Source organism: Dechloromonas sp. CZR5 (assembly GCF_008711155.1).
Lineage (GTDB): Bacteria > Pseudomonadota > Gammaproteobacteria > Burkholderiales > Rhodocyclaceae > Azonexus.
In genome coordinates this window covers 291,875-304,299 of sequence record NZ_VUYQ01000004.1, presented here as the reverse complement: position 1 = coordinate 304,299, position 12,425 = coordinate 291,875, and the positions used below count along the sequence as shown (strand labels likewise).

17 protein-coding genes and 1 pseudogene are annotated in these 12,425 nt (G+C 58.8%); 2 read left to right on the top strand and 16 right to left on the bottom strand.

Annotated elements, in window-relative coordinates; all coding sequences use genetic code 11:
• Positions 1 to 60: 60 nt before the first annotated feature.
• The 5 genes from F1002_RS13560 to F1002_RS13540 form a co-directional block, all read right to left on the bottom strand.
• Positions 61 to 1,242 (bottom strand): acetyl-CoA C-acyltransferase family protein, encoded by a 1,182-nt coding sequence (locus F1002_RS13560; protein WP_150429572.1) that lies wholly within the window; start codon positions 1,240 to 1,242, stop codon positions 61 to 63.
• Between the two features lie 22 nt (positions 1,243 to 1,264).
• Entirely contained in the window at positions 1,265 to 2,185 is a 921-nt protein-coding gene (locus F1002_RS13555) for a CobD/CbiB family protein (RefSeq protein ID WP_150429571.1), read from the bottom strand.
• Between the two features lie 64 nt (positions 2,186 to 2,249).
• Positions 2,250 to 2,846, bottom strand: coding sequence for a CoA pyrophosphatase (locus tag F1002_RS13550; protein ID WP_150429570.1), 597 nt, complete (start codon positions 2,844 to 2,846; stop codon positions 2,250 to 2,252).
• Complete coding sequence (locus F1002_RS13545; protein ID WP_150429569.1) at positions 2,843 to 3,100, bottom strand: hypothetical protein; 258 nt, start codon at positions 3,098 to 3,100, stop codon at positions 2,843 to 2,845. The genes F1002_RS13550 and F1002_RS13545 overlap by 4 nt, the downstream gene beginning before the upstream one ends.
• Before the next feature lie 9 nt (positions 3,101 to 3,109).
• Positions 3,110 to 3,697, bottom strand: coding sequence for a TIGR02281 family clan AA aspartic protease (locus F1002_RS13540; protein ID WP_223879600.1), 588 nt, complete (start codon positions 3,695 to 3,697; stop codon positions 3,110 to 3,112).
• Positions 3,698 to 3,770: 73 nt separating this feature from the next.
• Here F1002_RS13540 and F1002_RS13535 point away from each other — a divergent pair, with 73 nt between their 5' ends.
• The gene (locus F1002_RS13535; protein ID WP_150429567.1) at positions 3,771 to 4,484 is read left to right on the top strand and encodes a type 1 glutamine amidotransferase; all 714 of its coding nucleotides are present in this window, start codon (positions 3,771 to 3,773) and stop codon (positions 4,482 to 4,484) included.
• A 55-nt stretch (positions 4,485 to 4,539) separates the two neighbouring features.
• On the opposite strand, the gene F1002_RS13530 is transcribed toward F1002_RS13535, so the two are convergent.
• From F1002_RS13530 to F1002_RS13505, 6 genes and pseudogenes are all read right to left on the bottom strand, one after another.
• Positions 4,540 to 5,034, bottom strand: coding sequence for a YajQ family cyclic di-GMP-binding protein (locus F1002_RS13530; protein WP_150429566.1), 495 nt, complete (start codon positions 5,032 to 5,034; stop codon positions 4,540 to 4,542).
• Between the two features lie 60 nt (positions 5,035 to 5,094).
• The gene (locus tag F1002_RS13525) at positions 5,095 to 5,406 is read right to left on the bottom strand and encodes a pyrimidine/purine nucleoside phosphorylase (protein WP_150429565.1); all 312 of its coding nucleotides are present in this window, start codon (positions 5,404 to 5,406) and stop codon (positions 5,095 to 5,097) included.
• Complete coding sequence (locus F1002_RS13520; protein WP_150429564.1) at positions 5,407 to 5,628, bottom strand: DUF2788 domain-containing protein; 222 nt, start codon at positions 5,626 to 5,628, stop codon at positions 5,407 to 5,409. It abuts the gene before it with no gap.
• A gap of 252 nt (positions 5,629 to 5,880) precedes the next feature.
• Positions 5,881 to 7,104 (bottom strand): annotated as a pseudogene (locus tag F1002_RS13515) (argininosuccinate synthase); the annotation flags it as partial.
• A 39-nt stretch (positions 7,105 to 7,143) separates the two neighbouring features.
• A complete protein-coding gene (argF, locus tag F1002_RS13510; protein WP_150429562.1) occupies positions 7,144 to 8,064 on the bottom strand; it encodes an ornithine carbamoyltransferase in 921 nt (306 codons plus the stop codon).
• Between the two features lie 2 nt (positions 8,065 to 8,066).
• Positions 8,067 to 9,239, bottom strand: a complete 1,173-nt coding sequence (locus F1002_RS13505) for an aspartate aminotransferase family protein (protein WP_150429561.1) — start codon at positions 9,237 to 9,239, stop codon at positions 8,067 to 8,069.
• Between the two features lie 247 nt (positions 9,240 to 9,486).
• Between F1002_RS13505 and F1002_RS13500 the strand changes: the two genes are divergently transcribed.
• Positions 9,487 to 9,786 carry a DUF3579 domain-containing protein gene (locus tag F1002_RS13500; RefSeq protein ID WP_150429560.1) on the top strand — a complete coding sequence of 100 codons (300 nt, stop codon included), beginning with the start codon at positions 9,487 to 9,489 and terminating at the stop codon, positions 9,784 to 9,786.
• A gap of 75 nt (positions 9,787 to 9,861) precedes the next feature.
• On the opposite strand, the gene rpsT is transcribed toward F1002_RS13500, so the two are convergent.
• The 5 genes from rpsT to pilV all read right to left on the bottom strand — a co-directional run bounded on the left by rpsT (position 9,862) and on the right by pilV (position 12,413).
• Positions 9,862 to 10,131 carry a 30S ribosomal protein S20 gene (gene rpsT / locus F1002_RS13495; protein WP_150429559.1) on the bottom strand — a complete coding sequence of 90 codons (270 nt, stop codon included), beginning with the start codon at positions 10,129 to 10,131 and terminating at the stop codon, positions 9,862 to 9,864.
• Positions 10,132 to 10,230: 99 nt separating this feature from the next.
• Entirely contained in the window at positions 10,231 to 10,653 is a 423-nt protein-coding gene (locus F1002_RS13490) for a type IV pilin protein (RefSeq protein WP_150429558.1), read from the bottom strand.
• A 10-nt stretch (positions 10,654 to 10,663) separates the two neighbouring features.
• Positions 10,664 to 11,167: a PilX N-terminal domain-containing pilus assembly protein gene (locus F1002_RS13485; protein ID WP_150429557.1), complete on the bottom strand. Its 504-nt coding sequence runs from the start codon at positions 11,165 to 11,167 to the stop codon at positions 10,664 to 10,666.
• Between the two features lie 5 nt (positions 11,168 to 11,172).
• Positions 11,173 to 11,940: a PilW family protein gene (locus tag F1002_RS13480; RefSeq protein ID WP_150429616.1), complete on the bottom strand. Its 768-nt coding sequence runs from the start codon at positions 11,938 to 11,940 to the stop codon at positions 11,173 to 11,175.
• The gene (gene pilV, locus F1002_RS13475) at positions 11,937 to 12,413 is read right to left on the bottom strand and encodes a type IV pilus modification protein PilV (RefSeq protein ID WP_150429556.1); all 477 of its coding nucleotides are present in this window, start codon (positions 12,411 to 12,413) and stop codon (positions 11,937 to 11,939) included. The genes F1002_RS13480 and pilV overlap by 4 nt, the downstream gene beginning before the upstream one ends.
• Between the last annotated feature and the right edge of the window lie 12 nt (positions 12,414 to 12,425).

Here is a 12,425-nt window from a genome sequence, read left to right as displayed (position 1 = left end):
TGCAAATAAAAAACCCGCTGGATTTCTCCAGCGGGTTTTCCGGAAACGACCGCGAATCGCTTAGACGCGTTCGAAGATCACGGCGATACCCTGGCCACCACCGATACACATGGTGACCAGGCAGTACTTGCCGCCGATACGGTTCATTTCGTAGATCGCCTTGGTGGCGATGAAGGCGCCGGAACAGCCGACCGGGTGGCCGAGGGCGATGGCGCCGCCGTTCGGGTTGGTCTTGGCCGGGTCGAGACCGAGAACCTTGGAAACCGACAGGGCCTGGGCGGCGAAGGCTTCGTTGGATTCGATGACGTCCATCTGGTCCAAGGTCAGGCCGGCCTTCTTCAGGGCCAGCTTGGTTGCCGGGATCGGGCCTTCGCCCATGACGTCGTTCGGCACGCCGGCAACGGCATAGGAGACCATGCGGGCAATCGGCTTCTGGCCGGCAGCTGCAGCCTTGGCAGCATCGGCGAGCACGAAGAAGGCAGCGCCGTCGTTGATGCCGGAGGCGTTACCGGCGGTGACGGTGCCGTCCTTCTTGAAGGCCGGCTTCATCTTGGCCAGCGACTCCATCGTGGTGCCACGCTTCAGATGCTCGTCGGTGTCGAACACAACCTCGCCCTTACGGGTTTGCTTGACGATCGGCATGATCTGCGACTTGAAGTGGCCGGCGTCGATGGCGGCAGCAGCACGACGCTGCGATTCGACGGCAAAGGCGTCCTGGTCTTCACGGGAAATACCGTGCTTGGCGGCCAGGTTCTCGGCAGTGATACCCATGTGGCCGACGCCGAACGGGTCGGTCAGCACGGCAACCATGGCATCAATGGCCTTGGTGTCGCCCATGCGGGCGCCGGAACGCAGTGCCGGCATCAGGTAGGCCACCTTGGACATCACTTCGACGCCGCCGCCGATACCGTAGTCGGAATCGCCAAGCAGGATGTTCTGGGCAGTGGTGACGATGGCTTGCAGGCCGGAGGCGCACAGGCGGGAAACCTGCATGGCGACGGAATCCATCGGTAGGCCGGCCTGAATGGAGGCAACACGGGAGACGTAGGCGTAACGGGAATCGACTGGCATCGTGGTGCCGACGGTCACGTAGTTGATGGCTTGCGGATCGACGCCGGAACGGGCGATCGCTTCCTTCATCACGGTACCGCCCAGATCGCACGGATCCATGTCGGCCAGCGAACCACCGAAAGCACCGATGGGGGAACGAACAGCACTCAGAACGACAACATCTTTGCTCATGAAAACCTCCTGATATAAGTATTCAGCCCACCAGACTAGCGAGCCCCAGCAAAAAGAGCAACAACATCCACACCACCGTGGCTCGCCAGACGAGGCCCACGGCACTCTGCATGAAATCTACGTCGGCCGGATCGCCCAACCCGAGTTCCCCGCGATCGGCAACTTCAACGCCATCGGCAACGGGCCTCCCCAACTGCACGCCCAAAGCCCCCGCACCGGCTGCCAGCACGATACCCAGGTCGCGATCGGGCCACTGCGCCGGCTGCGTCCGCCAGCAATACACCGCATCCTCGAAGTCGCCCACAATGGCGAATGCCGAAGCGGTCGTCCGCAAGGGCAGCCAGTCGATCACACTGAACGCCTGACGGGAAAACAGCGCAAACTGGTTTTCCTCATCGACCTGCTCATTCCAACGATCGCGAACGATCAGCGCAAGGCGATAGAGCAAGGCGCCACAAGGCCCGGGGAGCAGGATGAACCACAGCAACACGGCGAAGACATGCCGGTGCGAAGCCGCCAAGGCCCCCTCGATCGAGAGGCGCGCGATGTCTTCCGATCCCAGGTTGTAGGTCGAGCGCCCTTGCCACTCGGCGAGCAAGGTACGCGCCCGTTCCAGATCGCCGAGGCGCAAGGCCAGCTGAATCTCGGTGTAGTGGTGGCTGAACTGTCGGAAACCCATGGTCAGATAGAGCACGCCGACATTGAGAAGCAGGCCGAACAACGGATTCAGCGCATGCAGGGCGCCATAGGCAATGCCGACCAGAGCGACCGGCAGCAGAACGGCAAAGCACCAGGCCAGAATGCCGTGGCGATAGGCGCCGGCATTAAAACGGGACTCGATGAATTCCGCCCAGGCACCCAGCGGCTCGGCGATGATGCGACGGTAATCGAGGGGCTGCAGCTGCTCGATGAGAAAGACTGCAATCAGCGAAAGAAGACTCATGTGGGGCTGAGGATTGCCGTGTTCGGCTTATTTTCGTATTGCAAAACGCCACGATACCACAAGCTCAGGGCGCCTGGAGCAGCCCGAGCCGTTCGGACAATGAACGAATCATGCCGGCCGTCGCCCCCCAGATGAAATAGTCTCCATAGGGCATGGCGAAGTAATGGCGCAAGGCTCCGCGATAATGCAGCGAATGTTGCTGGTGATTGGCCGGGTCGATCAGGAAAGCGAGCGGAACCTCGAAAATCTCCGCCACCTCGAAGGGATCGGGCTGCAGGTCAAAAGGCGGGCGCACCAGCGCGACGACCGGAGTGACGCGGAACCCGGTACCTGTCCGATATTCCGGCAGGAACCCGACAATTTCCACCCGCTCCCGCGACAGGCCGATTTCCTCCTCCGTTTCGCGCAGGGCCGTATCAACCGGCGACTGGTCATGCGCTTCGACGCGACCGCCGGGGAAGCTGATCTGCCCGGCATGGTCGCGGAGATGGGCCGTCCGCTGGGTGAGCAGGACCGTATGTCCGTCATCCCGCAGAACAATGGGAAACAGGACGGCCGCCGGGGTCAGGGGCTGATCCAGCGCACCATCTTCCTGAACGAAATGACCGGCCCTTTGCTCCGAGAGCAAACTGGTTCGCAGTCGATCCAGATCGACCGTCATTTTGCCAGGGAATCTTCCTCGATTTCCGCATTCACCGATGCCAAGGCATCCTGCAGGGTTTCTTCGGACAGACCATTGATCGTGGTAGCCACCAGGTCAGCCGACTCGACCGCCCCCACCGGCAGCCGCTTGCTGTCCAGGCTGGCAATCAGTACCGCCGCTGAACCGGCCACCCGGAGCAAGGCCTGCCGCTCCCCCATCATCAACTCGATCTCACGGCGCAACAGCGCGATTTCCTGATCTTTCTGCGGCATTGTTCTCTCCTAGAATCGTTTTTTAAGTGTCATGGTGCTGCCATCACGAAGCATTTCCATCCGGTTCAGAAAGCTCATGCCGAGCAGGGCTATCGGCATCTCTGTCTGATGGATCAGCGCATCGACGTTGTGCAGCGTGACATCGCCGATACGGACGGTATCCAGTTGCACCTTGCTCACGACGGCCTGACCGTTGGCCGTATTGGCCATGGCTTTCTGGCCACGGTTGAAATCCACACCAACCCGGCGGGCATCGGTGGCACCCAGGGAAACCATCGTCGCCCCGGTATCGACCAGAAAGCGGACCGAGGTGCCGTTGATCGTACCGGTTGTATAGAAATGTCCCTGACCATCGGCCGTCATGATGATCTTGCCGGAGCCATCCGAATTCACTGCGCCGATGGCATGCTGGCCGACGCGCAACGGACGCTTCTTGCCGCCAATCTCGAGCATGACCTGATCGTTCTGGATGGAGAGCACCTTGACGCCATCGACCGTATGCCCGACCGGTACGGCCTGCGGTTCGGAACCATTGATCATCAACATGGCCTTGCTGCCCATGATGCCTGCCAGACCGACATCCTGGGCATCAGCCATAAACGGCAGCCAAACAAGCAGCAGCGCGAGAAGCGTAAAATGGCCGCTCATCTTTCCGGATGTTTTTTCCGCCATGAAGCCCGTTGCCATCTTTCGCCACTCCCCAACAGAAGGTCCCGGCTATTTTGCCATATTCCTTGAGCAGCAAGGGATTCCGTGGCAGCTGATCGCCATTGACGAGGGTGAAGGCGTGCCCGGAGACCCGCATGACTATTCCGGCCTGTGCTTCATGGGTGGCCCGATGAGTGTCAACGACCCCCTGCCCTGGATCGAACGGAGTTGCACATTGATCCACGCCGCGGTCACCGCCGGTATGCCGATCATCGGACACTGCCTTGGCGGCCAGCTGATGAGCAAGGCGCTGGGTGGCGAGATCACCCGGAACCCGGCCAGGGAAATCGGCTGGGGCGACGTATTCGGGGAAAGCCACACCGTGGGCAAGCACTGGCTGGGCGATCTCGCCGGACAGAGCGGCAACGTCTTTCACTGGCACGGTGAAACCTTCAGCATCCCGAATGGTGCAACCCGGCTGCTATCGAGTCCGCACTGCGCCAACCAGATGTTTGCCCTCGGTCCCCATCTGGCGATGCAGTGTCACGTCGAAATGACCCCGGAAATGGTCGCCCGATGGTGCGAGGACTGGACGACAGAAGTTCAGGGGGCTGCCGACCAACCCAGCGTACAAACGCCGGAGCAGATGGCGAGCGAACTTTCCTCCCGCTTGCCCGGCATGCGACGCCTGTCCGAACAGCTCTATTCGGTGTGGATTCGCGGCCTGGCCCGCTGAAAGCAAAAAGGGCGGCCATCGCCGCCCTTTCCTGCATTGGCAAGTAACCAGGCGCTCAGTCGCGGAAATTCCCCGCCTTGATCGGAAAGTCGGTCACTTCCTTGCGGATCAGCGCGATGCAATCCTGAAGATCGTCACGCTTGGCCCCCTGGACGCGCACGGCATCGCCCTGGATCGAAGCCTGCACCTTGAGCTTGGCATCCTTGATCATCTTGACGAGTTTCTTGGCCAGTTCGGTCTCGATACCCATCTTGATCTTCAGGTCCTGCTTGACCTTGTTGCCGGAGATTTTCTGCACCGACTGGTGGTCGAGGCGCTTGGTGCTCTCGACCTCCTTCTTCTCCATGGCCGGAAAAAGGATGTCCTTGATCTGGTCCAGCTGGAAGTCGGAATCGCCGTGCAAGGTGATGACCTTGTCCTTCTCGTTGAACTCGACCTTGGCCGAGGTGCCCTTAAAATCGTAGCGGTTGTCGATCTGGCGAACGGCAACGTCGATGGCGTTCTTCAACGCCACCATGTCGGCTTCGGATGTGAAGTCAAAACTGGGCATGAAATCTCCTCAAATCAAAAAGCCCGGCGCGACGGCCGGGCTGGTTGGCGCACCGGCTGCTTAGCCGAAGTGGCAAACGTAGTGGTACGGCTCGTCGCAGGCAATCTCGAAGCTGGAGTTACCCGGCACGTTGAAGGACTGGCCGTCACCGTAGGTTTTCCACTCGCTTTCGCCCTTCAGCTTGACACGGCACGAACCGCCAACACCTTCCATGACTTCAGGCGCACCGGTATTGAAGGTCAGGCTGGACGGCAGGATCACGCCGACCGTCTTCTTGGTGCCATCGGCGAGAACCACGGTGTGGCTGACGCACTTGCCGTCGAAATAAACATTGGCCTTCTTGACCACCGAAACGTTGTCGTATTGCGACATTTAAATACCCCAGATTTTCTGAATGACACTCTTGGCGATAAAACCGACCATACCAAAAGCCAGCACGAAGAAGAGTACGAAAGTCCCCATCTTGCCGGCCTTCGATTTCCAGGCAATCTCGCCGATGATGAACAGCATGAAAAGGATGAAGGCGCCGACGCCCCAGGTCGAGAAGAAATCCGCGATCTGTTCTTCGTTGAACCCGAATACGGTGCCGTCCATCGCTTAACCCTTCTTCTTCGCCGCCGGTTTCTTGGCAACAGCCTTGGCCGGCGTGGCAGCCTTCTTGGCGACCGGCGCGGCAATGGCCTTCTTCACCACGGCCTTGGCAGCTACCGGCTTGGCAGCCGCTTTCGGTGCTGCCTTGGTGGCTTTGGCTGCCGGTTTGGCAGCGGCCTTGGCTACCGGCTTTACTGCGGCCTTGGCCGCAGCGGCTTTCGGCGCAGCCTTCTTGGCCGCCGCCGGCTTGCCGGCCTTCTTCGCCGACAGATTGGCCGCGATACGCATGCGCAGGGCGTTCAGCTTGATGAAGCCGCCAGCGTCACGCTGGTCGTAGGCACCGGCGTCATCCTCGAAGGTGGCGATAGTCGAGTCGAACAGCGAATCGGTCTTCGAATCGCGGCCGACAACGATCACGTTGCCTTTGTACAGCTTCAGGCGGACGGACCCGTTGACGGTCTGCTGGGTATGGTCGATCAATACCTGCAGCGCCTTACGTTCCGGACTCCACCAGTAGCCGTTGTACACCAGGCTGGCGTAACGCGGCATCAGGTCGTCCTTAAGGTGGGCGACTTCGCGGTCCAGGGTAATCGATTCGATGGCGCGGTGAGCACGCAGCAGGATGGTGCCGCCCGGGGTTTCGTAGCAGCCGCGCGACTTCATGCCGACGTAGCGGTTCTCAACCAGGTCGAGACGGCCGATGCCATGCTTGCCGCCCAGCTCGTTGAGCAGGGCCAGCACTTCGTGGGCCTTCAGTTTCTTGCCATTGACGGCAACGACGTCGCCCTTGGCGAATTCCAGGTCGAGGTACTCGGCCTTGTTCGGTGCCTTTTCCGGCGATACGGTCCAGCGCCACATCGACTCTTCGGCCTCGGCCGCCGGATCTTCAAGGTGACGACCTTCGTAGGAAATGTGCAGCAGGTTGGCATCCATCGAATACGGGGAGCCGCCCTTCTTGTGCTTCATGTCGATTTCGATGCCATGCTTCTCGGCGTAGGCCATCAGCTTCTCACGCGACATCAGGTCCCATTCGCGCCACGGGGCGATGACCTTGATGCCCGGCTTCAGCGCATAGGCGCCCAACTCGAAACGCACCTGGTCGTTGCCCTTGCCGGTAGCACCGTGGCAGATGGCGTCGGCGCCGGTTTCGTTGACGATCTCGACCAGGCGCTTGGCGATCAGCGGACGGGCGATGGAGGTGCCGAGCAGGTACTCACCTTCATAAACGGTGTTGGCGCGGAACATCGGGAAAACGAAGTCGCGGACGAACTCTTCGCGCACATCGTCGATGTAGATGTTCTTCGGCTTGATGCCGGCCTTCAGGGCCTTGGCGCGCGCCGGCTCGAGCTCTTCACCCTGACCGAGGTCGGCCGTGAAAGTGACGACTTCGCACTTGTAAACATCCTGCAGCCACTTGAGGATGACCGAGGTATCCAGACCGCCCGAATAGGCCAGCACAACCTTCTTGATGTCGCTCATTTGCGTTCCCTTGTTTCGATTTTGATTCAATCCAACTGCTCAGCCTTGGATGCGGCCCAGCAGCAAATATTCCATCAGCGCCTTCTGCACATGCAGACGGTTTTCCGCTTCATCCCAGACCACCGACTGCGGCCCATCGATCACCTCGGCTGTGACCTCCTCACCCCGATGCGCCGGCAGGCAGTGCATGAACAGGGCCTGCGGATCGGCCACGCGCATCATGTCGCCATCGACGCACCAATCGGCGAAGGCCTTGAGGCGCACCTCGTTTTCGGCTTCGAAGCCCATCGAGGTCCACACGTCGGTATTGACCAGATCGGCGCCACGACAGGCATCCATCGGATCGGCAAAAATCTCGTAGTGCGCCGCGGTAACACCGGCAATCAGGTCCGGCTGCAATTCATAGCCCGGCGGGGTCGACACATGCACCTTGAAATCCAGCACCTCGGCCGCCTGCAGCCAGGTGTTGCACATGTTGTTGGCGTCGCCGACCCAGGCCACGGTCTTGCCCTGGATGCTGCCGCGATGCTCGATATAGGTGTAGATGTCGGCCAGGATCTGGCACGGATGGTATTCGTTGGTCAGGCCATTGATCACCGGCACACGCGAATTGGCCGCGAAGCGCTCGATGATCTCCTGCTCGAAGGTCCGGATCATCACGATGTCGCTCATCCGCGAAATGACCTGCGCCGCATCTTCGACCGGCTCGCCGCGCCCCAACTGGGAGTCGCGGGTATTCAGGTAGATCGCCGCACCGCCCAGTTGATGCATGCCGGCTTCGAAAGACAGACGCGTCCGCGTGCTCGCCTTCTCGAAGATCATCACCAGCGTGCGGTCCTCAAGAGGCCAATATTTCTGATAGGACTTGAACTGGTTCTTGATCCACGCCGTGCGCTCGAAGACGTAGTCGAGTTCGCTACGGGAGAAATCCTTGAATTGCAGAAAGTGTTTGATTGCCATAATTAAGCAGCCAGAAATTCCTTGATCAGCGGTGCGGTACGCTCCACCAGCTCACGTGCATCGGCCTCGCTGAAAATCAGCGGCGGCAGGAAGCGGACAACGCTATCCGCCGTCACATTGATCAACAGGCCAGCCGCCAAACCGCGGCCCACCAGTTCGCCACATGGACGATCGAGCTCGATGCCGATCATCAGGCCGTGGCCGCGAATATCGACCACCCCGCGGGTTCCCGCCAGGGCTTCGGCAAACAGCTTGCGAATCAGGTCACCGATATGGGCTGCATTGGCCAGCAAGCCCTCCTGCTCGATGACTTCGATGGTGGTCAAGGCAGCCGTCGAAACCAGCGGATTGCCACCGAAAGTCGACCCATGGTTGCCCGGCCCGAACAGGCCGGCCGCCTTGCCGCCAACCAGGCAGGCACCGATCGGCACACCCGAGCCGAGGCCCTTGGCCAGCGTTGCGATATCCGGCTGGACACCGACCTGCTGATAGCCGAACCAGCTACCAGTACGCCCCATGCCACACTGGACCTCGTCACAGATCATCAGCAAACTGCGAGCATCGCACAGCTCCCGAACCTCTTGATAGAAGTCCGGATCAGCCAGATGGATACCCCCTTCGCCCTGGATGACCTCAAGCATCACGGCAACAACATTGTGGTGATGCTCTACAACATAACTAATTGCCTCGAGATCGCCATAGGGAACCCGAACGAAACCGCTCACCAGCGGCTCGAAACCGGCCTGCGCCTTGCGGTTGCCGGTTGCCGAAAGCGTTGCCATCGTCCGGCCATGGAATGCTTTTTCCATCACGATGATGGTGGGCAGTTCGATTTGCTTCTTATGCCCGTAAAAACGAGCCAGCTTGATTGCCGCTTCGTTGGCTTCAGCCCCCGAATTGCTGAAGAACACCTCGCTCATGCCGGACAGCGCGCACAACTTGTCGGCAAGTTGCTCCTGTTCGCGAATACGGTACAAATTGGAGGTATGCAGCATGCGGCCGGCCTGGGCGGAAATAGCCGCAACCAGCTTCGGGTGGGCGTGACCCAGCGTCGAGACAGCGATGCCGGACAAGGCGTCCAGGTACTCCCTGCCCTCGATATCGGTAATCCGGCACCCCTGCCCGTGACTAAAAGTCACCGGCAAACGAGCATAGGTATTCATGACATGCGACATGAGGCAACCTCAGAAAACGAAAACGGCGGCAAATGCCGCCGAAACGACCACCACCACGAGCGAAACAAGCCCGTCGGGCAGCAGAAAGCTGAATTTTATGAGAAAAACAAGTCCTTGTATAGAACGGAAACCGGCACCGACACGGGAGTTACAGCCCGTTCACCTGCCCTGATTATGGAAAGTTCAATCGCTTCTGCTAGAATGCGCCCACGCAAGGTCGTATCGCCCGCAAACGCAGAGTAAAACAATGACAATCCAAGAATCGACCACATTCATCATTGTTGGCCTGACCAAGGAAGGACGAAAGTTTCGCCCCAGTGACTGGGCCGAACGCCTATGTGGCGTCATGTCCGCCTTCGGCGCCGAACGCAAGATGAAATATTCCCCCTACGTCGGCCCCGGCGACTACAACGGCGAAAAAGCGGTCTTCGTCGACGGCCGCCTCGGCGAACTCGAACCGATGGCCTACCGTTTCATGCTCAACTTCGCGCAGGATAACGACCTGCAAATTGTCGACGGCGTCTGCTCGATCGACGACAAAAAATAAGCAACGGCAAGTACAAATAACGACAATAAAAAAGGCGCCCGCAGGCGCCATTTTTATTGGTCCAACCTATCGATATCAGGCAGCAGCAAGCGCCTTGATCTGAGCGGACAGACGGCTCTTGGTACGGGAAGCCTTGTTCTTGTGAACAATCTTCTTGTCAGCAATGCGATCAAGCACTGCGACGGACTGCTGGAAGACGCCCTGTGCGGCGGCTTTGTCACCAGCTTCGATCGCCTGACGCACACGCTTGATCGCGGTACGCAGGGTCGAACGCAGGCTGGCGTTATGGGAGCGCTGCTTGTCAGCTTGACGGGCGCGCTTGCGGGCTTGTGCGCTATTGGCCATGAATATTCCGAACGACGAAAAGATTAAAACAGGGATTATAGCAAAATAACTGCACGACTATCAAGACACAACGGCACCTGCCTGAAATTTCCGTCCAGATCAGAACTTCCAGCTACCATTATTCACACTACCTCCTCTAGCTCCGCTTTGTGTCAGTGTCTGTGTACCATCTACAGCTTGCAACCCAGATGCTCCCGGTGTGGCAGTAATTGTAAAGGTTGTATCAGTGCAGGCAGTCACTACCGCATAGAAGTCGCTGGTTGGGTCGGCACCGCCTCCACATGTATTGCCGCCAGCCACCGTTACATAGCGTCCATTGGCCGTGAAATAACGTTCCAATACCTGAGAACGCTCAACCAATAGCCTCTGAACATCCGCTCGACGAGATGCTCTTACATTGTTCTGGTACGAAGGGACCACGATACTCGCTAAAATACCGACGATCACAACCACGATCATGATTTCAATCAGGCTGAATCCTGCTTGCCTTGCCTCTCCCTGTGCGGAATGCCTTGCGCTCATTACTCCCCCTCTACGAAATTGGACAGACATAGGTTACGGTCTGCAAAATTACGACAGCCCGACTATCGACCCCCTCACCACGCCCCATGATGCTGTAGGCCTTGCAGTCGGTTTTGTCTGCGGCTCGCAACGCGTCATTTAGCTGAGCGACTTGAAACTTGCCCCTCGTCATCTGGCCATAAGCCGTGGTAATCGTTGCAGATCCAGGATCTGCCCACACCGACGGGATTGCGTTGACCGCTGCCGATGAGGCCGACACAGCCCCCGCAGTAACCGCACAGCCATTCAAACAGGTTTGGCCATTGTCAGCCCCAAGCAACGCAGCCTCACCTTGACGCAACGCTTGCTCAGCTGCTTGCATGGCCCTGTTTCTGTCCATGTAGTTCCCAGCCATTTTCTCGCCCAGAACGGAACTGCGAACTGAATTAACCACCAAGATGGTCAACACTAGCAGGACCAGCATGGAGACAATCAGGACAAAGCCTCTTTCCTTGGAGCGACACAAAGTCTTCATGGCAGCTACTTCACAGGATTTCGAATCAGGATGGTGGAACGGAATGTCCGATAAAGTCGATTGTCGTTTTGCGAATTGGCGACATCACCATTGCTGCAATCCTTGTAGGCTGCAGCTTTCGCAAATGACCTACCCGACTCCTCCGAGCGCAATACAATGCAGGCCTTGACGGCGACGATCTGCAATGGGGTCGCCTGCGCCGTTGCCAGCACATAGGTATCGGCAACGCAATCCCCTGTCTTGGAGACACTGACCACGACATCGGGACCGCAACCGAAGTCCTTGACCGTCGTTGGTCCATTGTCAACCCCAAAATCGAGTCGAAAATCGACGAGTTCGCTGGCGCCGCCAACCGGTGCGATCCAGTCCACTGCATCGCACTGCAACCTGCCGACACCGCCCGCAATGGTCAGCGTCCGGACCGCGTTTGCGTTGTTCGGCAACACAGAGCCGTCGCATCCAACCTGATTGGTTCCGTCAGCAATGAAACGGACGCTGGCCGACGTGGCCGATGCGGCGGTCACAGGGCTGGCCCCGCCAAGGGTGAGGGTCGGATTGGGGCGAAACCCGGCTTGCGTCAGGACTCGCTGCAACATCGACAACGCAAAACGCCCATCCTCAGAGAGGGTCGCCTGCATGGCCTGGAGCCGGTTCGCCTCCCGACTTCCCAAATACATCTGTGTTGCGGCCAAGATCGCGACTAGTGCAATGACCAAGGAAACCATCAACTCGATGAGCGTAAATCCTCGGCATTCAGTCATTCCGTTTTTCATTCGATCACCGTTACATAACTTTCATCGGCTCCGGCCCCGCGATCATCCAGCCAGGTAATGGTCAGCGTGTAGCGAAACCCTTGGGAAGCAGCCACCGACACCAAACCAAACCGGCCATTCGGAAGCAAGTTACGTAGGTTGGCATTCCATTCCGTCATATCGGCTGCAACTTGGAAGGTTGCGGGACACCCGGTCACGCTAGCCCCCGACTGAACACAGGTTGCAAAGTCCGGCGCTGCAGTCAAACCCACTGCAAGATTTGCTGCTTCATCGACACCAATGTATGGCATGCGGTTTGCCCTTATTCGATCGGCCAAATCGGCGGCCAAGTCAGCGGCAATGCTCCGGTAATGCGAACTATCGCTCCAGACGAGCGTACGCGCCTGAAGCGAGGCAAGTCCCAACAGGCCCACCGCCAAGACCAGCACTGCCACCATAACTTCAATGAGAGACATTCCGAATTGGTGTTTCATGTATTCACCCAA